The following is a 25,098-nucleotide window of genomic DNA, read 5'->3' on the forward strand; positions in this document are numbered from 1 at the left end:
GAATAAATAAAACTACCAAACCAAAAAATCAAGAATGAAATTAACAAAATTATTTTTTGCACTGTTGATCATTTTTAGCATAACCAGTTTTAAATGGGCTCCAAACGATTCAATTGCTGCATCTCTTACTCTAAAATCAAGAGAATTTTACCAAATTAAGACCTATATTTTTAAAAACGAACAGCAAGAACAAACCACTGATGCATATCTAAAAGAAGCATATTTACCTGGATTGAAAAAACTGGGAATCAAAAATATTGGTGTTTTCAAACCAAAACCAAATGCTACGGACACCTTAAAAAAAGTTATTGTAGTAATTCCGTTTTCATCCATGAAGCAATTCCTCGAATTAGAAGATAAACTGGCGAAAGACAAAACATATTTAATTGCCGGCGCCGATTATTTAAATGCTACCTACAAACAACCGCCATATTTGCGAATAGAATCTATTTTACTAAAAGCTTTTTCAGATCATCCTTTCTTGACGAAACCAGCACTGAACAGCGCTAGATCCAGTCGTGTTTATGAATTGAGAAGCTACGAATCAGCTACCGAAGCAATTTACCACAATAAAGTCGATATGTTTAATGCCGGTGGAGAAATAAAACTCTTTAAACGCCTTGCCTTTAATGCTGTTTTTTACGGCGATGTTGTTTCAGGAGCCAAAATGCCGAATTTAATGTATATGACCACTTTTGCAGACCAGCAAAGTAGAGATGCGCACTGGAAATCCTTTGTAGATTCGCCAGAATGGAAAGGATTAATAGCTATGGAAAAGTATAAAAATAATATTTCGCACATCGATATTACTTTTTTATACCCAACAGATTATTCTGATTATTAGGTTTACAACAACTGATTTCGATCGTAAGCTACTAAAACTATAACCCTAAAAGTTGTAGTTTTTTTGTTTAAAGCAATACCCCAAATGCTAATTTGCAAAGAATAGAAGTCAAAACTTCACAAAGGTAGTATTGATAAATTTAAGTATCTTTAATACCAATTTAAGCTATGGAAACACTCAATACGATACTAAAACTTGCTGCAGGTGTGGGATTATTTCTTTTCGCCATGTATTTGGTAGAAGAATCGTTGAAAAATCTCTCCGGCCGAAGTTTCAAACTATTTCTGCAACGCATTACTAAAAACAATATTGGCGCCGTTGCGGGCGGAACTATAATTACGGGCATACTTCAAAGCAGTTCGATGGTTTCGTTAATGGTTTTGGCGTTTGTAGGTGCAGGTGTTTTTACGATGAAAAATGCAATGGCCATCATACTTGGTGCTAATTTAGGAACAACAATTGCCAGCTGGCTGGTGGCCACTTTAGGTTTTAAAACTGATATTGAAGTGATTGCTTATCCAGCCGTTTGTTTGGGTGGTTTTTTACTTATTTTGCTTGGTAGCCGGAAAAAATTCAAATACATTTCTTATTTTCTTTTGGGATTTGGCTTAATGTTCATCGGACTTTCCTTTATGAAAACCGCCATGGAGACGCAGGTACAACACTTTGATTTCTCGCAATATGCTTCGATGCCGCTAATCGTTTTTCTTATTATTGGTTTTTTGATTACGCTCATTGTGCAATCAAGTTCCGTAAACATGGCGCTCACATTAAGTGCGTTGAATGCCGGAGCAATAGGATTTCCTATGGCAGCCGCAATAGTATTGGGAGGAGAGACCGGAACTATCATTAAAATTCTTGCAAGTGCAATTGGAGGCAACGCATCAAAAAAACGCGTCGCCTTAGGCAATTTATTGTTCAATATTTTCATCACCGCCATTGCATTTATATTGCTAAAACCTATTCTTCAGTTGATTACTGACGTTATAAAAATCAAAGATCCGCTGATAGGCTTGGTTACATTTTCAAGTCTGATTAACTTACTGGCGATTGTACTTTTTCTGCCTGTTCTTGATATTTTTACTAAATTTTTAGAACGTTTTTTTAAAAATACCGATGGTAATTCTGCTGCTTTTATTGGCCACGCCTCTATTGCAGAACCCGTAACGGCACTTGATTTATTCCGAAGAGAAACTAATTATTTCATTCACAATTCGATGCTTTTCAATCTGGAATTATTTAAAATTGATACGACTGCTCTAAAACAACAAAGCGATTACGTTGAAATCAATGAAAAAAATAATTATGAAACGAAATCCATCGAAGAAAAATATGAATTCCTGAAACAGTTGCAAGGGGAAATGCAGGCTTTCTATTTGAAATTAAGGACTAAATTAAACAGTGAACAAAACTCAGAACTCAACCAATTAATTTCGGCTGCACGAAGTTCAATGCATGCCGTAAAAAGCGTGAAAGATATTGGTGCAAACATTACCAATCTGAGTCGCTCTTCTAAAGATATTAAATACCAATTTTTCCTGCATCATAAAAACGAGACACAACAATTATATGACAAATTAAATGCGTTTCTGACTAAAAAAGAACCCACAAATTTTGAAGAATTAAAAGTTCTTTTTGACACTATTCAAAAAAATTACACGACAGCACTTAACACATTCTATACAGAAGTTCAACTGACAACCATTGAAAGTATTGACATTACAACCGTTATTAATTTTAACAGAGAACTTTTTACTTCAAATAAAGCGATGCTAATGGCTGTGAAAGATGTTTTATTAGACGAAAAAAATGCCCAGAATTTTAATGAAATCCCCATCTACAAAACCTAAACTTTATAAAAAAATAAAAAAATTCCGAAAAATTTTACAACTTTATTTTTATATTATATAAGGTATTTTACTTTCAATTTTCGACCTTTGCAGGTAATTCCTTTTAGGATTGAAATTGAATTCTGATTTAATTAGTTATTTTTAGCTAAAAAAAACACATCATTTGAAAAAATACTTAAAGATAAGTTTAAAAGTTTTCCTTTGGATAATAGGATCAATACTTCTGTTGTTCTTACTATTGGTTGTAGCCATTCAAATTCCATCAGTTCAAAATTATGCTAAAGTTAAAGCGGTCACGTATCTGGAAGGAAAAATTAAAACTAAAGTTACCATTAAACGCATAGAAATTGGCCTTCCAAAAAAAGTGATTCTTGAAGGTGTTTATTTTGAAGATCAAAAAAAAGACACCCTTTTTGCAGGAGAAAAACTTTCCGTCGATATTAGTTTACTCCAATTGATGAATAACAAAGTCGAAATAAACTCTGTTCATTTAGAAGGAATTACGGCTCATTTAAATAGAGATTCAAAAGCTGTTTTTAATTTTGATTACATCATAGACGCTTTTGCATCGCCTGAAAAACAGAAAACAGATTCACCACCGATGCAATTTTCCGTAGAAAAAATCAAACTGGACCGAATCCGATTTAAATACAATGATTTTGTTACAAAAAACAATCTGTACGCCAATCTAAATCACTTTGAAACCAATATCAAAACTTTCGATTTAGACAAAATGAACTTTGAAATTCCGAAAGCAAAAATTAATGGATTAAAGCTCAGATTACAACAGGGTATCGTTCAAATTTCTAATGCAACCAAAGCCGCAGTTATAAAAAACGAGTCGGAATCCATCCTAAAATTAAAATTAGGTGAAATTGATTTAGCAAAAATTGATGTGGATTACCAAAGTGAAGAAACCAAACTAGAGACAAATTTCTATGTTAAAAAATTGCTTGCCAAAATAGATAAAATTGATCTCAACAATCAATTTGCCATTGTGGAAAGTTTAGACTTAATGGGAGTAGAAGGTGCTTTGACCTTTGGAAAATTAGATAAAAAAATACCAAAAAAAGAAACTGCAAGCACCGAATCCAACAAGTGGGAGGTCAAGATAAAGACGACGGAGTTCAAGCGTGTTAATTTCCGTTACGACAATAATAATGTTGCTGCTACCCAACAAGGAATTGATTACAACCATTTAAATCTTACCAATTTAAATTTACAAGTAGATGTCCTTAATTACAATCCCGAAAACATATCCGGAGAGGTTAATTCCCTGAGCATAAAAGACAAAAGCGGTTTGAACATTCAATCCTTAACTACTGAGTTCTTTTATGGAAAGAAGAATGCTTTTTTTAAGAAATTATATTTAAAAACTCCACAAACGGAATTGAGGGATGAAATCAGAATTGGGTATCCATCAATTACTTCATTGGCAGCAAATCCCGGCGAACTAGGCCTTATCGCCTCTTTAAAGAAAAGTAAAATTGGAATTAAAGACATTTTGCTTTTTGCCCCCACTTTGAACAAAACCAATCCTTTCATGAGCTATCCTAATGCAATATTGTTGCTAAATGGCTCCATCAAAGGAAAACTGAACAACATTATATTTCCGTCTATGGAGATTAGCGGCATTGGAGCGACAAAATTATCGGCAAGCGGCAGCATTGTAGGATTACCGGACATGACCAAAGCTTATTTTGATTTGAATATTAAAGACTTGCAAACTGGCGCAAAGGATTTTGTTGGTTTTTTACCAAAAGGGACGATTCCAAATACGATTCAGTTGCCTTCAAAATTAAACGCTAAAGGAACATTTAAAGGAACGATTGCTAATTTCAATACCAATTTGAATTTGGTCAGCAGTTTTGGAAGTGCAAAAATCAAAGCAACATTCGATCAAAGAAGAAAAAATTATGAGAAATACGATGCTCAAACGGAGTTTACTAATTTTGATTTAGGAAAATTTATCAAAAACGATTCGATTGGAAAAGTCACATTAAAAGCCAATATAAAAGGAACTGGTTTTGATCCAAAAACCGCAACGGCTTCGTTAAACGGAAGTATTTTAAAAGCATATTACAACAAATACACCTATAAAAACCTGAATGTAAAAGGAGCCATTCGAAATGGAAATTTTAATGCGACTGCTATTGCAAAAGATCCTAATTTGACTTTTGATTTAGTGAGCAGCGGTAGTTTTAAAGACAAATATCCTTCCGGAAAATTAAAACTGAATGTCGATATCGCCGATTTAGAAAAACTGAATCTGCATGCTGGTCCTTTAAAAATAAGAGGTGTTGTAGATGCTGATATTCAGTCAGCTGATTTAGATTATCTCAACGGAACCGTGAATGCACACAGCATAAATGTGGTCAATGCCAAGGAACAATTCGTAATTGATTCCATAGATGTTGTAGCAACAACCACTTCTGAAAAAAATACATTGGTAGTAAATTCTCCATTTTTAGACGCTGAAATTAATGGAAAATATAAGTTATCAAAAATTGCAAATGCATTATCTAATTCTATTGCGACGTATTATGACAGTAACCCAAATTCGAAAAAAATAGCGGTTGAAAATCAGCAATTCGATTTTAAAGTTAGTGTAAAAGATAATCCTATTATATTGAAACTTATTCCTGAACTTAAAAGTCTGGAACCAATTAATATAACAGGGAAATATAATTCGGTAAACGATTCCATTGTTTTGAATGGTTCTATTCCAAAATTAGTTTACGGAGCCAACACAATTACAAATGCGACTTTGAAAGTTGACACTCAAGACAAAGCACTGCTATACAGCTTTGTAGTAGACGATATTCAAAACAACCAAATTCAATTACCACACACCAGCATTACTGGAAAAGTGGAGAAAAATCTGGTGGATTACATCTTGCAATTAAAAGATGCAAAAGATGTGGAGCGTTATTTAATTGCTGGTACTTTAAAGGCTACTAATGGAAATAATGAAGTAAGCCTTGGTCCGGACAATTTATTGTTAAACTATGAATCTTGGAAAATTGCACAAGACAATCTGATTCGCTTTGGCGCAAAAGGAATTTATATCGATAATTTCGAATTGAGTAAAGATGGAAGTAACATCAAAATCCAGTCCGAAACGGATAATCAGAATGCTCCAATTGCAATTGATTTTAAGGATTTTGACATCAATACGATTACCAGTTTTGTGGAGAAGAAAGATTTAAAGTTAAGTGGGAAAATAAATGGAAATGCAACTGTAAAAAACTTAACTAAAACACCGCTTTTCACTTCGGATTTGAACATTGAAAATTTCACTTTCAAAAAAGACACCGTTGGAAACATCAGCATCAACGTCAATAATGCGATTGCAAATCAATATGATGCTAAAGTTGCAATTACCGGGCAAGGAAATCAGGTGAATTTAGAAGGATTCTACAAAGCGAATGAAAGCCGTTTTGATATGAATTTGGACATTGACAAATTGAATTTGAAAAGTATCCAAGGCTTTACACTTGATAACATTACTGAAAGCACAGGATTTTTAACTGGAAATTTCAAGATTACCGGAAATACTACACAGCCAAAAGTAATTGGAGAATTACAATTCAATGAGATTGGATTCAAAGCCACACAACTTAATGCCAAATTTAAGTCTTTGAATGATAAAATCACCTTTACAGAAAATGCAATACTTTTTGACACGTTCACTATAAAAGACGAGAAAGACAATGATTTAGTGATAAACGGAGCGATTAACAGTAGTAATTTCAGCAATTTTGGATTTGATTTATCCGTTGATGCAGATAATTTTCAAGCAGTCAATTCTGAAGCGAAAGATAATGATTTGTATTATGGTCAACTGTTTCTGGATAACCATTTAAAAGTAAGTGGAACAATAGAAAATCCTATCGTAGAAGGAAATATCAAAATCAATAAAGACACTAAATTTACTGTTGTTTTACCACAATCAGATCCGTCCATAGCGGACAGAGAAGGAATTGTAGAGTTCATTGATCAGGATAATCCACAAATTCTAGGCACCGCTACACTTGATGAAATCAGTAGTGAAATGGAAATAAAAGGAATCAATGCCTCTGTAAATATTGAAATCGACAAAGAGGCTGAACTATCTTTAAACATTGATAAAGCAAGCGGAGATTTCTTAAAATTAAAAGGAGAAGCGCAATTGAATGGAGGAATTGATCCTTCAGGAAAAACAACGCTTACCGGCAGATATGAATTGTCTGAAGGAAGTTATGAGATGAATTTTAATGGTATTAAAAGAAAATTCGATATCGAATCAGGAAGCTATATTTTGTGGACTGGAGAACCAACAAGCGCTGACATAAACATCACGGCAATTTACAAGACGGAAGCCGCTCCAATCGATTTAGTCAACGACCAATTAGGAACTGTTACTGCCGAAATAAGAAATACATACAAGCAAAGAATTCCGTTTGAAACCCGTCTGAAAATGACAGGAGAATTAATGAAACCTACAATTTCATTTGACATTGTTTTACCGGAGGGAAATAACAGTGTTTCAACAGAAATTATTAATACTACACAGGCTAAATTGACTCAATTGCGTCAGCAACAGGATGAAATGAACAAGCAGGTTTTTGCCTTGTTGTTATTAAACCGTTTTGTTGGAGAAAACCCATTTGCCAGTGAAACCGGAGGAACAAACGTTTCATCATTAGCGCGAGAAAGTGCCAGTAAAATTTTATCACAACAGCTGAATAATCTGGCAGGAGATTTAATTGAAGGCGTTGAACTTAATTTTGATTTGAATACTTCTGACGATTACACAACCGGACAACGCGAGAATAAAACCGATTTGAATGTTGGAATTTCAAAGAAATTGCTGAATGACCGATTGAAAGTTACTGTTGGAAGTAGTTTTGGAATCGAAGGGCCACAGCAAACTAATCAGGATGCCAATAATATTGCAGGTGATGTTTCGCTGGATTATCAACTTTCTAAAGATGGAAGGTATAAAATTAGAGTATATCGTGTCAATAAATATCAAGTCGCGCTTCAGGGAGAAGTGGTTGAAACTGGAGTTGCATTCGTTATTACTATGAATTACAACAAGTTCAGGGAACTATACGCTAAAAGCGAAGCAAAAAAAGCAAAGCAAAAAGCAAAAAAAGAATTAAAAAATAAATCAGATGAATAAAACTCCTTTATTATACTTTCTTTTTTTAGGATTGTTTATTTCCTCGTGTAGCAATACCAGATATTTGCCGGAAGGAGAATTATTGTATACCGGCGCAAAAATAAAAGTGGAAGGAAAGCAAACCTCCAAGAAAGAAAACAAAGCGCTAAAAAACCAATTACAAGAAATTGTGAGACCCAAACCCAACTCTTCAATTCTTGGGTTAAAGCCAAAACTGTACATTTATAATTTGGCTGGGACGCCAAAGAAAGAAAAAGGATGGCGTTACTGGTTGAGAACTAAAGTAGGCGAACCTCCCGTTTTGTATAGTCAAGTAGATTTATCGTACAACAAAAGTGTTTTACAAAATTTCTCTGAAAACAGTGGTTATTTCAATACCAAAACAACGGCGGATTCTACACGAAAAGGAAAAAAAGCAAGTGCTGAATATCTGGTAAATCCGGCAAAACAATACAAAATCAGAGAAGTTAAATTCCCTACGGATTCTTCAATAATTTCAACTGCTGTGCGCAATACCAGACGAAGAAGTTTGTTGAAAAAAGAGGACGGATACAGCCTTGAGGCAATTAAAGAAGAGAGGGTTCGTATTGATGCCCGATTAAAAGAAAAAGGGTTTTTCTATTTTAACCCCGATTATCTTAAAGTGCAGGTCGATAGTACCGTTGCGGATCATCAAGTGGATTTAATTGTAAAAGTTAAAGAGGAAACTCCAAGCCTGGCAGAGACACCGTATAAAATCAATAAAATTATTGTTTATCCTAATTATTCTATTGGCATTGACAGTGTAAAAAACAACTTGGATTCTATCCAAAAGTACAATGATTTAACGATTATAGACCCAGAGAATTTATTCAAACCACGTATTTTTGACCGCGCGCTGTATTTCAAAAAAGAAGATTTGTATAACAGAACTGATCATAACTTATCACTGAATCGATTGGTGAATTTAGGTACTTTTAAATTTGTAAAAAATCAATTTAAGGTTTCAGATACAACAGGAAATTATCTTGATGCCTACTATTATTTGACGCCGTTACCAAAAAAATCAATCCGATTGGAATTATTAGCCAAAACAAATTCAGCTAATTATACCGGAACCGAGCTCAATTTAAACTGGAGCAACAGAAATGCTTTCAGAGGTGCTGAATTGCTTACGATATCAGCATTTGGAGGTGTTGAAGTACAAGTTTCCGGACAAAATAATGGATTTAATGTTTATCGCTTCGGAACCGAGGCTAATTTAATTTGGCCAAGATTAGTGGCACCTTTCAAACTAAATTCTCCAAGTGGTTTTGTACCAAAAACAAAAGCAACATTAGGATATGAGTTTCAAAATAGAACCAAGTTATACTCGTTGCAAACATTCAAAGGCTCTTTTGGATATTTATGGAAAGAAAGTGAACAGAAAGAACATTTATTAAATATCACTGAAATTACGTATGCAAGTCCGCAAAATGTAACGCCTTTGTATCAAGAACAAATAAATGTAAACCCATCGTTAGATAAAGTAATTGAGAAACAATTAATTTTTGGTCCAACCTATTCCTACACGTACACTAATACATTGCAAAAGCGAAAGAAAAATACTTTTTACTACAAAGGAACCGTCGACTTGGCAGGAAATATTGCCGGATTAGCTACGGGAGCAAACATTGAAAAAAAGGACCCGGTTAAATTTTTTGACGTCCCTTTTAGCCAATTTATAAAAATAGAAAATGATTTTAGACATTATTACAAGTTAGGTCCGGATTCACAAATTGCCACCAGAGTTATTGCAGGAGCAGGATTTGCTTACGGTAACTCGCGCGAATTGCCTTTTATCAAGCAGTTTTTCATTGGTGGAACCAATAGTTTGCGAGCCTTTAGAGCACGTTCTATTGGGCCGGGAAGTTTTGATGGCGCATCAACAAATACTAATGCTTTCTTGCCCGATCAATCAGGTGATATAAAATTAGAATTTAATACCGAATACCGAGCTAAAATTTACGGATTAGTGAAGGGAGCTTTATTTATAGACGCCGGAAACATTTGGTTGTTGAATGAGAATACGGAAAAACCGGGAGCTAAATTCTCTAAAAAATTCCTAAATGAAATAGCTGTTGGAGCTGGAGCCGGATTACGTTTCGACTTCTCTTTTCTTATCCTGAGAACAGATCTTGCATTTCCTTTAAGAAAACCCTATTTGCCGGACGGAGACCGTTGGGTTTTAGATAAAATTGATTTTGGAAGCGGTCCTTGGCGAAGAGAAAATTTAGTTTTTAATTTAGCGATTGGATATCCTTTTTAGAACAAAACCATTTAAATAAAAAAAGAGCACGATGATTTCGTGCTCTTTTTTTATGATAATTAATCCCGTTTTAGTCTACCAAGAATAAGGCATTGCTAAACAGTAAATTTCCATTTTCCCAGAATCCTCTGAATAATGGATTGTCTACCATATAAATTACAGAACCATCACCTTTATTTTCTACTGCAAAACTTACGGTGTTGTTCAGTTTCTTTCTGATTTCATTCCCCACAAATCCATAACTTTTATAATCTTTAGGAACGTAAACAACATTGGTGGCTTTCTTCAACAATGAATAATGCCTGTCATCTGTTTTTAGACTGAAATATTTATCGCCTAAACCAAACGACATTGGATGTGTTTTATTCAGAAGATTTTCAATGATGGCTCCAGGAATTGATTTAGAAATATACCTACGCTCTGAATCCTGAAAATCCAGAAAACGTTCTTTCAATTCTTCTTCTTCGGCCTCTTTTTCGGAACTTAATTTGTCTTCTTCTGTTGCAAAAGGACTCAACGCATATCCCTCTTTAGCCTCAAAAAGAGTAAGCGCGCTGTTCATCGCTATCACTTTTCCGCCATTTTTAATCCATTCTCCTATTTTCTTTTGTTGGTCTTCTGAAAAATCATAATATCCATCAGCCATAATAAGCGTGTTATAATTGAATAGGTTTAATCTGTCAAAATTACTTACCTCAACCACACTCACTGGATATCCAATAGTTTCTTCCATGTAATACCAAGCAGCACCAAACTCCGTTGAGCCAACTCCTTTTCCGGATAATAAAACGACTTTTGGTGCTTTTAGTAAATTGAAATTTTCTCCACCAACATCTTTCGAATTCGATGAAAATCCCGTAGCTATATAATTGTAATCGGTTTTTATTTTAATCAGCTCGCCAATCGTTTTTTCAAAATCTACTACTTTTGGATTATCGGCTTTGGTTACAATCAAACCGCCTGGCTCCACTATTACATCACCAAAAACAGCTTTTTTCATAGCAGATCGAACTTTGATATTATTTTGGTGCAATAATGAAAGCACCTGAGCAGAAATTCTGTTATTCCAAGGAATATGAAATGCATATACATTTTGTGGAATTCCTTTTTCTTGCACTTCAATGGCTGCTTTTGTTTTGATAGCCAAACTGTTTTTCAACGCATAGCCTTCAACTCCATACGCCAAGGGCAGAGCCCAAGAAGTAATATCATAGGATAAACTGTCATTCAACTTTTGATTTGGTTCAAAAAGTACCTGCGCAAAAACAGCTTTTTGTTGGTCTACTTTTACAATTAAATCATTCGGTTCAATCGTAAAACCTTTCTCTGTTTTAGTATTATAATTAAATCCAGATGCTTTTTGACTGGCATCGGCATAACTGAATTCTACATTATTTTTTTTCAATAAATCTGCCATTTGAACCAACTTCGGATTGCTTTTCATCACGTACATTTTATAATTTCCCTTTACTGTTTTTCGGGAATTATTCATAAAACCTCTGAATCCTTTCAGCAAAACATCCGCTTGTGCCGCCGCTGATTCTACCACGGTCAAGACTGCCGTTGCGTGATGTGTTAATCGGTCTTGTATTGTAAGGGTAATTCCGTTACTCATTGTAACAGCTCTCCCCGCGCCTATTCCTCCTTGTTCCATCGTCATTCCTACCGCACCATTATACGTAGGATAAGTGTCGCCATAACTTGGATAAAACAAATCAAAACGTTCGCCGGTATTGTACATCCAGTTTTGAGCATCAAATTTTTTGGAAATATTTTTACCTAAAGTGTAGTGAAAATCTTTCTGGTATTTCTCAATGTATTCGTGCAAAGGTTCCGCTGATGGTGGGAAAAAATACGGAGAATCGTATCCCATTTCGTGTACATCCGTATGAACTTGAGGCATCCATTGGTTGTACAACGCGATACGCTGCTGGGTTTCCGGTTGTGTTTGCCAAGCCCAATCTCTATTTAAATCAAAAATATAATGGTTGTATCTACCGCCTGGCCAAACTTCCATATGCTCTCTGTCTGATAAATCAGGATGCGTTTTTTTTCCTGAAATTTCTCGTAACCAATTCCCGTATCTGGAATATCCATCAGGGTTAATGCATGGATCAAGGATAACAATCGTATTCTCTAACCATTTTTTAGTTTCAGCATTCGATGGATTTACTAACTCGTATGCTACGGTCATGGCACTTTCGGTTCCGGCAAATTCATTTCCGTGAACATTAAAACTCAACCATACAATTAATTTATCACCAATCATTTGCGATTTATTTTCGGATAAACCAATGGCTGCTAAATTGTTATTTCTGATTTGTTCTAAATTAGCTAAATTCTCCGGACTGGAAATAAAATACACATTCAAGTCTCTTTGTTCTGGAGTCACTCCATATTTCTGATGTTTGACAAAAGTGGACTTTTCCGCAAGATGCTTGAAATAATTTTCAACCTGATGATAATAGGTAATTTGTTTTCCGTAATTGGGTAAAAACTGGGAAGGACTTTGCACTTGTGCCTGAACACTGAGCACCAAAGTTAGCATAAGATAAAAAGAAAAAATAGTCTTTTTCATATTGTTTTGGGTTAGTTATACTTCAAAAATAGCCATTTACGAACTATTGTACAAGCTAAATTTCGGATTAGTGAAATATTGATTTTCCTAAACCTCAAGTTTTTATTAATTCATTTTTTGTTGAAGAATACTAACAATACAGCACCTTTCGTTATTAAAAAAACAATAATATTCCAATTTGGATTAGTATCCTTGCTACATTCTATTATATTTGCAAACAACAAAATTCACACGAAAGATGGAAGAATGTATCTCAGTTTTTGACATGTTAAAAATTGGTGTTGGACCTTCGAGTTCACACACACTTGGACCTTGGAGAGCAGCCGAACGCTTTCTTAGTGAATTGAGAAATGAAAATTTACTTCCTGTTGTAAATCGGGTAAAAATAGATTTATACGGTTCCCTTTCCTTGACCGGAAAAGGTCACGCCACCGATTTAGCCGTAATGCTGGGTTTGAGCGGACAAGATCCGGAATATATTCCCGTTGAAAATATTGATGCGATTATCAAATCCATTGAAACAAAAAACGAAATCAATTTAGGAAACGAAAAACCAATTCCCTTTTATTTCCTTCAAGACATCGTTTTCAATAAAAACTTCCTTCCTTTTCATGCCAATGGAATGACTTTTACGGCTTATATGACGGATGACAGCGAATACGTTTCTACCTTTTATTCTATTGGTGGCGGATTTGTGGTTAAGGAAGAACGCATCAACGCCAAGAAGAAAACACAAATAAAATATGCTTTTCCTTATCCAATTGAGAAAGCAGCTGAACTGTTAGATTTTTGCAAAAAGGAGAACAAATCCATATCAGAAATCGTTTATGAGAATGAAAAATCGATGCGCACTGATGCGGTTATCGATCATGAATTGATGCGCATTTGGAAAACCATGCTCGAATGCATGTACATTGGTTGTCATTCTGAAGGGATTCTTCCCGGCGGATTAAACGTGCGTCGCCGCGCTTTTGATATGCACCAAAACCTCATCGGTTTAGCCAATTATGATTCTCCACAAACCTGGCTCGAAGAAATCAGAAAAACGGAAGTGAAATTTCGCCAAATCCTGAAATGGGTTTCTTGTTTTGCCCTTGCGGTAAATGAAGTAAACGCAGCCTTAGGACGTGTGGTTACGGCTCCAACAAATGGAAGTGCGGGTGTAATTCCTGCCGTTTTGATGTATTATTTAGTAATTGAAAACCACAATGCCGGAGAAAAAGAAATCAAACAATTCCTGATGGTTGCCGGTGAAATAGGCAGTATTTTCAAGAAAGGTTCTACTATTTCCGCAGCAATGGGTGGTTGTCAGGCCGAAATAGGCGTTTCATCATCGATGGCAGCTGCCGCTTTATGTGAATTGATGGGCGGAACTCCCGAACAGGTTTTAATGGCTGCCGAAATCGCGATGGAACATCATTTGGGATTGACTTGTGATCCTATTGGTGGTTTGGTTCAAATTCCGTGTATTGAACGTAATACGATGGGCGCCATAAAAGCGATTAATGCAGCTGAACTAGCCCTGGAAACCGACCCTAAAAACGCAAAAGTACCTTTGGACAAAGTGGTGGACACGATGTGGCAAACGGCTAAAGACATGAACAACAAATACAAAGAAACTTCCGAAGGAGGATTAGCTATTGCCGTAAATATGGCGGATTGTTAATTCCATAACACAAATTTAAAATACATTCACTCTAAAATCCAACTATTAATAGTAGATTTAATCTTTATTCTTAAATCAAAAATAATGGAAATCAATTGGATGGTAGTTAGTATTGTAATTATTTGTGTGGTAATTTTGATTGTATTTCTTATCAAAAAAAATCAAAAAGATAAAAAAAAGTACACCAATTTTTTGAACAATGATTTCAAAAAAGCTGATGAAAAAGAATCAGATTTGAATGACGACACCTATTAACTTGTCTTGTTAAATTCTCATGTAATTTTATAAATTGATTTTATCTTTCCTTAAATCCTACTTTTAATTTCACTAAAAATGAAATTATATTAATTATTTCACTATTTTTGAAATAATTAATATAATTTCATTTTTTATGAAACACTTTATCCTAATGGCGGATATTATTAATAGTGGAAAAAAGGAGCAAAAACCACTAATGGAAGATTTCAAAAATCTAATAGAAGAGGTAAATGAAATCTATAAAACGGATATATTATCACCCTTGACTATTACTTTAGGTGATGAATTTCAAGGCGTAATAAAAAACTTAGCCGCATCGATACAAATTATTCTTACTTTAGAGGAAAATTGTGTTCACAAAAAATTAAATTTTAAATTACGGTATGTTTTGAATCAAGGCGAAATAGAAACGCCCGTCAATGAAAAGATTGCCTATGAAATGTTGGGAAGCGGTTTAACGGAGGCACGATTGAAACTGAATGATTCAAAATATAAAAAATTTAGATTTAACATTTCAATAGACAATCTCTTACAACAAAGTATTTTGAATGATGCTTTCATAATTTTTGAAAATGTTATAGACAAATGGTCTTTAGAAAAGGACTATGAATTAGTATCAAATTTTATACTATTAAAAGACTATAAAATCGTTTCTGAAAAAATGAATAAAACCCGTTCTTTAATATGGAAAAGAGAAAAAACATTGCAGATGGAAACTTATAATGCTACAAAAAATATAATTCATACAATTACCTCAATAAAATAAAAGCATGGCTATATTTCAATTTATGGTTTTCATTCTTTCTACAGAAATACTTCTGGGTATATTTTATTATGTTATCACGCCAAAAACAATTCGAAAAAATAAAGTTATAGACTATAAATCTCTTCTTAAAGGAATCGTTGAAAGAATCTTTTTATTAGTTTCGCTGATCAATGATTACCCTCATGCATTAGCTTTATTTGGTGCCTTAAAATTGGCAACAAGATTAAAAAGGGACGATGAACAAGATAAAGTAAAGCAATCTCTGTACAACGATTTTTATTTGGTGGGGAATTTCATTTCTGTTATGATAGCCATTTTCTATGTTTTTCTCTATGATAAATACATTGGATAAAACAATCAAGTAAACGTCTTTAAAAAATAACTGACTAAAACTACTTTCTTCTGGTATCAATAATATGAACGATTTTCCATTCTGAAGTTTCGGGAGTATCTTTCCTAAACAGCGTAACCGCATTCACGCCTTTATGAATTAATTTACCATCCACATAAAACTCGTACGGCGTCCAAACGTGAGCCATACTTCCATCGATTTGGATGGAGTAATTCAGTATTTTTTCCTGAAATTTGACTTCGGGAGGAATAGAAGCTATCGATTTAAAAAATGCTTGTAATTTTTCATTCGTTAATCTAGTGCCTTTAGCATTTTCACTAATGGATTGTAACATCATTGTTTCGTCACAAATCGTCTTTAATCTCAGCGTATCTTTGGCATGAAAAGCCTCAAAAAAAGTTTCAATTACGTTTTGAATTTCTTGATTTTGAGCCTCAGCATTCGCCGTTATAAGCAATACTATCATTACTACTGTTTTACGCATAATTACTTTTTTATTTAATTGGTATTTCAAGTAACATTACTGTTACATTTTTGAGTTAAAAATATACATTTTGTTACCTTTACAATCTTAAAATAACAAATATGTCTGTCGCAAAAAAAGATTATAAAAGGATTACTACAAAATCACTGATTGAAATGAAAGCAAATGGAGAGAAAATTTCCATGCTTACTGCCTACGATTATACGATGGCAAAAATCGTTGATACCGCCGGAATTGATGTGATTTTAGTTGGTGATTCTGCTTCGAATGTGATGGCGGGTCATGAAACGACTTTGCCAATTACGTTGGACCAAATGATTTATCACGCATCATCTGTGGTGAGAGCGATCGAAAGAGCATTGGTAGTCGTAGATTTACCTTTTGGAAGTTACCAATCAGATCCTAAAGAAGCCTTGCGTTCTGCTATCCGAATTATGAAAGAAAGCGGTGGTCATGCCGTGAAATTGGAAGGCGGAAAAGAAATTAAAGATTCAATCAAAAAAATACTAAACGCAGGAATTCCAGTGATGGGACATTTGGGTTTAACCCCACAATCTATTTATAAATTTGGAACTTATACCGTTCGTGCCAAAGAAGAGGAAGAAGCGCATAAACTAATAGAAGACGCTAAATTGTTGGAAAGATTAGGTTGTTTCGCTTTGGTTTTGGAAAAAATTCCAGCACATTTAGCCGAAAAAGTAGCCCAAAGTATTTCGATTCCAGTAATTGGAATTGGCGCTGGTGGCGGTGTTGACGGACAAGTTTTAGTAATTCACGACATGTTAGGAATGAACAATGAATTTAGTCCGCGTTTCTTGAGAAGATACATGAATTTATACGAAGGAATGACAACTGCTATTGGTCAATATGTTGCCGATGTGAAATCAAGTGATTTTCCTAATTCCAACGAACAATATTAAGCACCTAAACCCGAAAGGGGAATTGAAAATGAAAATAGTTTCCAATAAAAATAACCTGCAAATTCTTCACGAAGACAACCATCTTATTGTGGTCAACAAGCGCGTAGGCGATATTGTGCAAGGTGATAAAACAGGTGATAAACCATTGTCTGATGTGGTGAAAGAATACATCAAAGATAAGTATAATAAACCGGGAGAAGTATTTCTGGGCGTTGTACACCGTTTAGACAGACCAACAACCGGAATTGTAGTTTTTGCCCGAACCAGTAAAGCGTTAACCAGAATGAATGAGTTGTTCAGCAACCGTGAAACTCAAAAAACGTATTGGTGTATTGTGAAAAATAAACCTGCAAATTCTGAGGATAAATTGGTTCATTATATTAAAAGAAATGAAAAAAACAACACGTCAAAAGCGCATTTAAAAGAAGTTCCTGACAGTAAACTAGCCAGTTTAGATTATAAAATCATTCAACAACTCAACAATTATTTTGCACTGGAAATTAATCTTCATACGGGAAGACACCACCAAATCAGAGCCCAACTTTCGGCTATTGGATCACCCATAAAAGGCGATTTGAAATACGGTTTTGATCGAAGTAATCCCGATGGAGGAATACATTTGCACGCCAGAAAACTAGTTTTTGTACATCCTGTTACCAAAGAAAACATAGAAATAATCGCACCAACTCCTGATGATGTGATTTGGAATGCAGTCTAAATATTTTGCAGTTTACGGATCCAAAAACGGTAACAAAAAAGATAACTTACAGACTTATACCATAGAAAAACAGGAATAAACTCCTGTTTTTTTTATTTTAGCTTCTAAAGAAAGTTGCTGTAAGTTAATAATTATGTATTTTTAATTTAAAAATCATCTCATGAATCACAAAACCGACATAAAATACCGAAAAGAATCTCTTAAAAAATTATTACATGTCATCACAAAACATGAAGAGGAAATTATTAAGGCGTTGTATGATGATTTTAAAAAACCTGCTTTTGAAGCCGTTTTAACTGAAACTAATTACGTTATCAGTGATTTGAAAGAAACGATAAAAAACATCGATTCTTGGGCGAAGCCAAAAAAGGTTTTCCCTTCATTTTTAAATTTCCCTTCTTCTGATTACGTATACAGTGAACCTTATGGCAATGTTTTAATCCTTTCGCCTTGGAATTATCCGTTTCAATTGGCTTTATGTCCACTTGTCGCCGCTATTGCTGCTGGGAATAAAGTGACTTTAAAACCTTCTGAACTAACCCCGAATACGTCAAATATTATAGTAAAAATAATCACTGAAACTTTTCCGGTAAAGGATGTTGTTGTCATTACTGGAGACGCCACTATTGCAGCAAATTTGTTAAGCAAACGCTGGGATTATATTTTTTTTACGGGAAGTGTCGCTGTTGGAAAAATTGTAGCAAAGGCTGCAGCCGAAAATCTAACGCCGGTAACACTGGAATTAGGCGGAAAAAGCCCTTGCATTGTTGATGAAACAGCCAATTTAGAATTAAGTGCCCGCCGCATTGTTTGGGGAAAAATCATAAACGCAGGACAAACCTGCGTGGCTCCTGATTATATTTTGGTACACCATAAAATGAAAGATACTTTGGTGAAATTTCTTATCCAGGAAATTGAAAAAGCATTGGGAGCAAATCCAGAAGAATCTCCGGACTTTGCCCGAATTATTAACCTGAAAAACTGGCAGCGTCAATTGAGTTTATTAGAAAATCAGAAAATACTTTTTGGTGGACAATCAAACCCAGATTCGCTATACCTCGCTCCTACTTTACTGGACGAACCCAAAATGGACAGTCTAGTTATGAAAGAAGAAATTTTTGGACCGATACTCCCGATACTTTCCTATGAAACTAAATCAGATATTGATGCAATAATTTCGAGCTTCGAAAAACCATTATCCTTCTATTTATTTTCCCAAAACAAATCTTTTATCGATGAAGTCATCCACAAATATTCGTTCGGTGGTGGTTGTATTAATGACACCGTAATTCATCTGGTAAACAATCGACTTCCTTTTGGTGGAGTTGGAAATTCCGGAATGGGTGCGTATCATGGAAAATTAAGTTTTGATATTTTTTCCCATAAAAAAGCGATTGTAAAAAAAGGAACTTGGCTTGATTTACAACTGCGTTATGCACCCTATAAAGACAAATTAAAAACCATTCAAAAACTCTTAAAATGGTTGTAACCAATGAAAAATCAGTAAGCGAAGCCATAAAATACAGACGCTCGGTTCGGGTCTTTAAAAATGAAGCTATTGATACTGAAAAAGTAAAAGAATGTATTCAATTAGCGGCGCTCGCACCCACAAGCAGTAATATGCAACTTTGGGAATTTTATCATGTTGTCTCCCCTGAAGTAATTCAAAAAATAGCCAAAGCAAGTTTTGACCAAAATGCAGCTAAAACAGCTCAGCAATTGGTAATTGTAGTGGCGAGGAAGGATTTATGGCGCAAGAGAGTGCAATCGAATATTGATTATTTGAAAAATCAATACGGCAATAAACCCGAAGCAGCGTATTCCAAAAGAGAGAAATTTGCATTGAATTATTATCAGAAAATTATTCCGGCACTTTATTTTGATTTTTTAGGAATTATCGGAATGATAAAGTTCGTTGTTTTTCAAGTCATTGGAATATTCAAACCTATTTACAGACAAGCGCGACAAAGCGACATGCGTATTGTAGCTCACAAAAGTGCTGGACTCGCTGCGCAGAATTTTATGATCAGTATGGCCGCAATCAATTATGACACGTGTCCCATGGAAGGTTTTGATTCGCTGAGAATTAAAAAAATATTACATTTACCCGCTTCCGCAGAAATCAACATGATTTTAGGCTGCGGTATCAGAGACGAAAATGGTGTTTATGGAGAACGATTCCGAATCCCATTTGAAGAAACTTATTTTAAAATATAATTAATCAATATATAAACCAAATGAACAAAACTACACAAAACCGAATTTCAGAAATAAAACAAGATGGCTACAATTTAGATTTTGGCAATGTTTTTAATCACGCTTTCGAAAATTATAAAAAGATTGCACTGTATGGCGGTTTGATATTTTTCGTCTTCTTTGTTCTGCTTAGTATATTAGGATTTGGAATAGTGATGTCAATATTTGGAGCACCAACAGTTTTAGATTTTTTAAAACCGGAAAATTTAAAACTGGAGGAAATTGCCTTACCTACGCTGCTACTGATTACAGGAATTTCAGCACTTATTTCAAGTTTATTTAGTCCATTCACAGCGGGATTACTAAAAATGGCTTATTGCGCAGAAAGAGATGAAGAGTTTCATGTCTCTACTATGTTTGAATTTTTCAAAGCTCCCTATTTCAAGGAACTTTTTGTAGCAACATTTCTCATATCTATTACAAGTTCCATCATTTCCACGATAATAAATTATGCACAAATACCTGCACTTGGTTTTATTGTTACTGTGACCGTATCGTTATTTACGATGTTAATGATTCCGTTAATTATTTTTGGAAATTTAAAAGCGGTAGAAGCAATAGAAACTAGCATTTTACTGGTTTCTAAACAACCATTAGTACTACTGGGATTAATCGTTATTGGAACGATTGGAGTGCTGGTAGGTTTTATAGGATGTTGTATTGGGATATTTTTCACATTACCTTTTATGTACTCCTTATACTATGCTATTTACAGCGAAATAATAGGTTTTGAAAATGAAAGCGAAATTGAATTTCAAGAAAAAATATAAAAATTAAGAATTACTTTTTTGAATAAAGACCAAACAGAAATTTAAATCTGTTTTGGTTTTTATTTGATTTTTTTTGCTACATTGAACACCAAAAGTTAGAGCCCAAGATCTACTCTTTAGAAACCTCATAAAAAAATTACTATGTTGTGGTACTGTGGACTGCTGACTATTCTCAACTCAAAATTTATTTTATTTTGGGCTTATAATTTTTTCCCTATGAGTAATCTTTTATTGATTGCTATACCCATTTTATTTGTGTTCATAATCTATGAAGTATATAAAATAAAATCAACTTTAAAGAGTAAGCTATTAGAAAATGGTAGGGACACCGTTTTAAAAAATAAAGAATACCAACTGTATCTTCTTTTTCTAGGTATCATAATTCCTTCAATTGAAATCATCTTTGAGATTTTTAAAATTAGACCTAAAAGTTTAATATTAGCTAACTGTACTATTGGTTTATTTCTGCTAATTCTCTACATGCTAAGCACTAAATATGCCATTATTTTTAAACATATTAAAGAAATATTCATCAGTTTATTTCTTTTCTACTTTGTTTTTATTTCTAGAAATCTGATTTATTCTCCAACAGATACAATTCCTATTGTAGGCTTTATAGTTTCCTTTTTCTTTTCGTACAACATTTTAAAACCTACAAAACTATATTGGTTTTTCGTAACCGCAGTCTTTACATTCTTTTTGGTTATTTTTTTATTAGAATTGGTCCCTATAGAAACTAGCATTGCGCTTGCCACCTATTCATTCATAATATTGATTATCAACTACATTCATTACATTTCGTTACTGAATCTTGAAATTGAAATGCGTTTCAACAATCAAATCATTAATAAAGGAAATTCGCTTATTCTGGCCACTAACAAAAAAGGTGAAATTGTATTTTGTAGTGAAAATGTAAAAACAATTTTAGGTTATTCTGTAGAGGAAGTTATGGGATTAGGGTATTGGAAAGTTACTGAAGATAGCGAATTTTTTGGTGAAGAATACCATAAAACATTTAAAGACGATCATATATTTATTCGAAAACTGAAATGTAAAAATGGTGAATTCAAACACATCCAATGGAACGATAAGAAATTTTCGAATGATTTGATAATTGGAATTGGACAGGATGTAACCAATGAAATTCAAATTCAAAATCAGTATAAATATCTAATTCAAAATGCAATCGATCTTATTTATGAAGTCGATACTATTGGAAATTTTATATTTGTGAATGACTTTACAATTAAATTACTGGGTTATGAAAATGAGGAATTAATAAATCGACATTACTCTGATTTTATTCGGAAAGATTATGTTAGCAGCATCAGAGATTTTTATCAAAATTTGTTGGAAAAGGAAAATTACTTTCCAACAATTGAATTTCCCTTACTAAAAGAGAACGGAGAAGAATTATGGGTTTCACAGAAAGTGATTATTCGTAGAAATGATCTTGGAAAAATAGTTGCTTATTCCGGGATTGCTCGAGATATAACTAAGTTTAAAGATATAGAAATTGAAAATAAAGCGCGGCAGGAAAAAATAGAAAAATACAACGAAACGATTAAACGATTATCAACAACCAACTTTAGCAACTACAAAAATCTAGATGTTAGTGTAATGCAAATCCTAGAATCCGCTGCTAGAGTTACCAGATGCAATCGTGTAAGTTATTGGAAATATGCCAATGACATCTTAACATGTGAAAACCAATATGAATTAGAAGCTAATTCTTTCAGTAGAGGCGTTGTTCTTAAAAAAGAAAATTACCCAATTTATTTTGAACTGATAAAAAGCAGAAAACAAATTTGTGCTCCTGACGTATTCAGCAAATATGGACTATCAGAATTCACTGAAAATTATTTTTTAGAGTATGATATAAAGTCAATACTTGATATTCCATTTTTTATTAATGGGGAACTCATTGGCGTATTGTGTCTTGAGGCTACCAAATCAAAAATAAATTGGGATAATGAAGACATTAATTTTGCAAGATCAATCTCTGATATTATTTCACTAACCATGATTTCACAAAGTCGCTATGAAACTGAAAAGAAATTAGAATACAAAAGCGAACTTTTGTCTGCAATGGCGCTTTGCACGGAGAAATTTTTGAACAGTAATGACTTCAACGATATTTTCTCGGATGTCCTTATTATTATGGGACAAGCGACCAAATCACATCGTGCGTATTACTATGAAAACGATGCAAATACGGGATTAATAAGTCAAAAATACCGATGGATTATCAACAATATTAAATTGACAGAGAACAATATTAAACTTCAAAACTTACCGCATGATTTTTTTGAAGAGCTACTAACACCGCTTTTGAATAACAAAATCTATAAAGCAATAATTCCGAAAATTGAAAATCTATCGCTTCGAAACAAATTAATTAATGTAGATGTAATTTCAATTATCTTATTTCCAATTTTCGTTAAAAATAAATTTCACGGATTTTTAGGGTTTGACGACACACAAAACGAAAGAGCCTGGTCTGAAGATGAGGTGAATATTTTACAAACATTAGCCAGTAATATTGCGTCATCTATTGAACGTATTACAAACGAGACCGCAATTTATGAAAGTGAAGAAAAATTTAGATTATTGGCTAATAATATTCCCGGAACGGTATATTTATCGAACTACGATGAAAATAATACTAAAATTTACATCAATGATGAAATTGAAAAACTTACTGGATACCCCAAATCAGAATTCCTAAATCACCACTTATCTTTCATAGATTTAATTCATCCCGAAGATAAAGCGAACGCTATTGCTGCTCAAAAAAATGCGATAGACCGTAAAATCCCTGTCCACTTAACGTTCCGAATTATTCATAAAGACAATCGCGTGGTTTGGGTAGAAGAATTTGGCGATACCATATACAAAGATGGAAAAATTGTTTTTTTAGAAGGAATTTTTATTGACATTACCGAGAGAAAACAAGCCGAAACCGTAGTCCAGGAGAAAGAATTAGCCGAAGCTGCCAACAAAGCAAAATCAGAATTCCTGGCTAATATGAGTCATGAGATTAGAACGCCTTTAAACGGGATTATCGGTTTTACGGATTTATTGATGAAAACTAATCTTGGAGTAACACAGCATAAATATATGACTACCATCAGTCAATCGGCACACTCCTTGCTAGACATTATCAATGATATTCTGGATTTCTCCAAAATTGAAGCCGGAAAATTGGATTTGTACATTGAAAAATATGATATCAATGAAATGCTCGCTCAAGTAATCGATTTAATTTTATATGAATCCAATCAAAAAAATTTAAAACTGGAACTCAATATTGCAGCAGATACACCAAAATATTTATGGCTGGATAGCGTTCGATTGAAACAGATTTTGATTAATTTATTGGCGAATGCCGTAAAATTTACAGAAAGAGGCGCAATAAAATTAGAGGTGTCAGTGATAGAGAAAATAGATGATTTCAAAGCTACTATTCGCTTTGCGGTTATCGATACCGGAATTGGAATATTAGAACAAAACAAAAAGAAAATATTTAAAGCATTCTCACAGGAAGACAGTTCCACAACAAGAAAATTTGGTGGTACTGGACTGGGATTAACGATTTCAAACCAATTATTAGGATTAATGAACAGTCATTTGCAATTAGAAAGTACAATAGATTTAGGCAGCACTTTTTATTTTGATTTAACACTAAAGACAAGCGATGAAGCTTCGACAACGTTCAGTTTACACGACACTGATTTTGATTCTATTAACAAAATAGCAGTCCAAACTAATCATCAAGCTAAAAAAGTTACTGTATTAATTGTGGAGGATAACAAAGTGAATATGTTACTGCTGAAAACAATCATTAAAAATTTGCCCGTACCTACCACAATTTATGAAGCACTAAACGGTCAGTTAGCAATAGAACAATTTGAAACAATTCACCCTGATATTATTTTTATGGACATCCAAATGCCTGTCATGAATGGTTATGAAGCGACAGAAATCATTCGGAATTTAAAATCAGGACAGAACGTACCTATAATTGCAATAACTGCCGGTACGGAAAAAGAAGAAAAGGAAAAATGTCTTAATGCAGGAATGAGTGATTACATTCCAAAACCAATAATTAAAGGAATTATTGAAGAAACATTTCTGAAATGGGTACATTGACCTAAATTTAAAAAGTATAATAATACTTAA

Annotated in this window: 16 protein-coding genes; 14 read left to right on the forward strand and 2 right to left on the reverse strand. The window is 33.8% G+C overall.

Going from position 1 to position 25,098, the window contains the following annotated elements; translation table 11 throughout:
* Window positions 1-34 precede the first annotated feature (34 nt).
* From DR871_RS09200 to tamL, 4 genes are all read left to right on the forward strand, one after another.
* Complete coding sequence (locus DR871_RS09200; RefSeq protein ID WP_113665555.1) at window positions 35-844, forward strand: NIPSNAP family protein; 810 nt, start codon at window positions 35-37, stop codon at window positions 842-844.
* A 167-nt stretch (window positions 845-1,011) separates the two neighbouring features.
* Window positions 1,012-2,694, forward strand: coding sequence for a Na/Pi cotransporter family protein (locus DR871_RS09205; RefSeq protein WP_113665554.1), 1,683 nt, complete (start codon window positions 1,012-1,014; stop codon window positions 2,692-2,694).
* A gap of 163 nt (window positions 2,695-2,857) precedes the next feature.
* Window positions 2,858-7,861, forward strand: coding sequence for a translocation/assembly module TamB domain-containing protein (locus DR871_RS09210; RefSeq protein WP_113665553.1), 5,004 nt, complete (start codon window positions 2,858-2,860; stop codon window positions 7,859-7,861).
* The gene (gene tamL / locus DR871_RS09215; protein WP_113665552.1) at window positions 7,854-10,148 is read left to right on the forward strand and encodes a translocation and assembly module lipoprotein TamL; all 2,295 of its coding nucleotides are present in this window, start codon (window positions 7,854-7,856) and stop codon (window positions 10,146-10,148) included. The genes DR871_RS09210 and tamL overlap by 8 nt, the downstream gene beginning before the upstream one ends.
* A gap of 70 nt (window positions 10,149-10,218) precedes the next feature.
* On the opposite strand, the gene DR871_RS09220 is transcribed toward tamL, so the two are convergent.
* Complete coding sequence (locus DR871_RS09220) at window positions 10,219-12,726, reverse strand: M14 family metallopeptidase (protein WP_113665551.1); 2,508 nt, start codon at window positions 12,724-12,726, stop codon at window positions 10,219-10,221.
* Window positions 12,727-12,964: 238 nt separating this feature from the next.
* On the opposite strand from DR871_RS09220, the gene DR871_RS09225 reads away from it, so the two are divergent.
* The 4 genes from DR871_RS09225 (at window position 12,965) to DR871_RS09235 (ending at window position 15,768) form a co-directional block, all read left to right on the forward strand.
* On the forward strand, window positions 12,965-14,392 hold the full coding sequence (locus DR871_RS09225) for an L-serine ammonia-lyase (RefSeq protein ID WP_113665550.1): 1,428 nt from the start codon (window positions 12,965-12,967) through the stop codon (window positions 14,390-14,392).
* 84 nt (window positions 14,393-14,476) lie between these two features.
* The gene (locus DR871_RS16420; protein WP_165355319.1) at window positions 14,477-14,647 is read left to right on the forward strand and encodes a hypothetical protein; all 171 of its coding nucleotides are present in this window, start codon (window positions 14,477-14,479) and stop codon (window positions 14,645-14,647) included.
* Between the two features lie 136 nt (window positions 14,648-14,783).
* The gene (locus DR871_RS09230; protein ID WP_113665549.1) at window positions 14,784-15,416 is read left to right on the forward strand and encodes a SatD family protein; all 633 of its coding nucleotides are present in this window, start codon (window positions 14,784-14,786) and stop codon (window positions 15,414-15,416) included.
* A gap of 4 nt (window positions 15,417-15,420) precedes the next feature.
* The gene (locus tag DR871_RS09235; RefSeq protein WP_113665548.1) at window positions 15,421-15,768 is read left to right on the forward strand and encodes a hypothetical protein; all 348 of its coding nucleotides are present in this window, start codon (window positions 15,421-15,423) and stop codon (window positions 15,766-15,768) included.
* Window positions 15,769-15,808: 40 nt separating this feature from the next.
* Here DR871_RS09235 and DR871_RS09240 read toward each other — a convergent pair whose 3' ends face one another.
* Entirely contained in the window at window positions 15,809-16,252 is a 444-nt protein-coding gene (locus tag DR871_RS09240) for a Cif family virulence factor (protein ID WP_113666037.1), read from the reverse strand.
* Between the two features lie 101 nt (window positions 16,253-16,353).
* Between DR871_RS09240 and panB the strand changes: the two genes are divergently transcribed.
* From panB to DR871_RS09270, 6 genes are all read left to right on the forward strand, one after another.
* Window positions 16,354-17,172 (forward strand): 3-methyl-2-oxobutanoate hydroxymethyltransferase, encoded by an 819-nt coding sequence (panB, locus tag DR871_RS09245; RefSeq protein WP_113665547.1) that lies wholly within the window; start codon window positions 16,354-16,356, stop codon window positions 17,170-17,172.
* 28 nt (window positions 17,173-17,200) lie between these two features.
* Window positions 17,201-17,890, forward strand: coding sequence for an RluA family pseudouridine synthase (locus DR871_RS09250; RefSeq protein ID WP_165355320.1), 690 nt, complete (start codon window positions 17,201-17,203; stop codon window positions 17,888-17,890).
* Window positions 17,891-18,050: 160 nt separating this feature from the next.
* Entirely contained in the window at window positions 18,051-19,379 is a 1,329-nt protein-coding gene (locus tag DR871_RS09255) for an aldehyde dehydrogenase (RefSeq protein ID WP_113665546.1), read from the forward strand.
* A complete protein-coding gene (locus tag DR871_RS09260) occupies window positions 19,370-20,107 on the forward strand; it encodes a nitroreductase family protein (RefSeq protein ID WP_113665545.1) in 738 nt (245 codons plus the stop codon). The genes DR871_RS09255 and DR871_RS09260 overlap by 10 nt, the downstream gene beginning before the upstream one ends.
* Before the next feature lie 20 nt (window positions 20,108-20,127).
* Window positions 20,128-20,916 carry a DUF2189 domain-containing protein gene (locus DR871_RS09265; RefSeq protein ID WP_113665544.1) on the forward strand — a complete coding sequence of 263 codons (789 nt, stop codon included), beginning with the start codon at window positions 20,128-20,130 and terminating at the stop codon, window positions 20,914-20,916.
* 216 nt (window positions 20,917-21,132) lie between these two features.
* The gene (locus DR871_RS09270; protein ID WP_165355321.1) at window positions 21,133-25,068 is read left to right on the forward strand and encodes a PAS domain S-box protein; all 3,936 of its coding nucleotides are present in this window, start codon (window positions 21,133-21,135) and stop codon (window positions 25,066-25,068) included.
* The last annotated feature ends 30 nt before the right edge of the window (window positions 25,069-25,098 follow it).

The sequence above is a fragment of the Flavobacterium petrolei genome, assembly GCF_003314435.2.
In the GTDB taxonomy this organism is placed as follows: domain Bacteria; phylum Bacteroidota; class Bacteroidia; order Flavobacteriales; family Flavobacteriaceae; genus Flavobacterium; species Flavobacterium petrolei.

Bases quoted from the DNA above. Each gene is read 5' to 3' on its own strand.
- panB (WP_113665547.1), top strand. From the start codon at position 16,354: ATGTCTGTCGCAAAAAAAGATTATAAAAGGATTACTACAAAATCACTG.
- DR871_RS09255 (WP_113665546.1), top strand. From the start codon at position 18,051: ATGAATCACAAAACCGACATAAAATACCGAAAAGAATCTCTTAAAAAA.
- DR871_RS09220 (WP_113665551.1), bottom strand. From the start codon at position 12,726: ATGAAAAAGACTATTTTTTCTTTTTATCTTATGCTAACTTTGGTGCTC.
- DR871_RS09265 (WP_113665544.1), top strand. From the start codon at position 20,128: ATGAACAAAACTACACAAAACCGAATTTCAGAAATAAAACAAGATGGC.
- DR871_RS09225 (WP_113665550.1), top strand. From the start codon at position 12,965: ATGGAAGAATGTATCTCAGTTTTTGACATGTTAAAAATTGGTGTTGGA.
- DR871_RS16420 (WP_165355319.1), top strand. From the start codon at position 14,477: ATGGAAATCAATTGGATGGTAGTTAGTATTGTAATTATTTGTGTGGTA.
- DR871_RS09200 (WP_113665555.1), top strand. From the start codon at position 35: ATGAAATTAACAAAATTATTTTTTGCACTGTTGATCATTTTTAGCATA.
- DR871_RS09240 (WP_113666037.1), bottom strand. From the start codon at position 16,252: ATGCGTAAAACAGTAGTAATGATAGTATTGCTTATAACGGCGAATGCT.
- DR871_RS09270 (WP_165355321.1), top strand. From the start codon at position 21,133: ATGAGTAATCTTTTATTGATTGCTATACCCATTTTATTTGTGTTCATA.
- tamL (WP_113665552.1), top strand. From the start codon at position 7,854: ATGAATAAAACTCCTTTATTATACTTTCTTTTTTTAGGATTGTTTATT.
- DR871_RS09235 (WP_113665548.1), top strand. From the start codon at position 15,421: ATGGCTATATTTCAATTTATGGTTTTCATTCTTTCTACAGAAATACTT.
- DR871_RS09205 (WP_113665554.1), top strand. From the start codon at position 1,012: ATGGAAACACTCAATACGATACTAAAACTTGCTGCAGGTGTGGGATTA.
- DR871_RS09230 (WP_113665549.1), top strand. From the start codon at position 14,784: ATGAAACACTTTATCCTAATGGCGGATATTATTAATAGTGGAAAAAAG.
- DR871_RS09260 (WP_113665545.1), top strand. From the start codon at position 19,370: ATGGTTGTAACCAATGAAAAATCAGTAAGCGAAGCCATAAAATACAGA.
- DR871_RS09250 (WP_165355320.1), top strand. From the start codon at position 17,201: ATGAAAATAGTTTCCAATAAAAATAACCTGCAAATTCTTCACGAAGAC.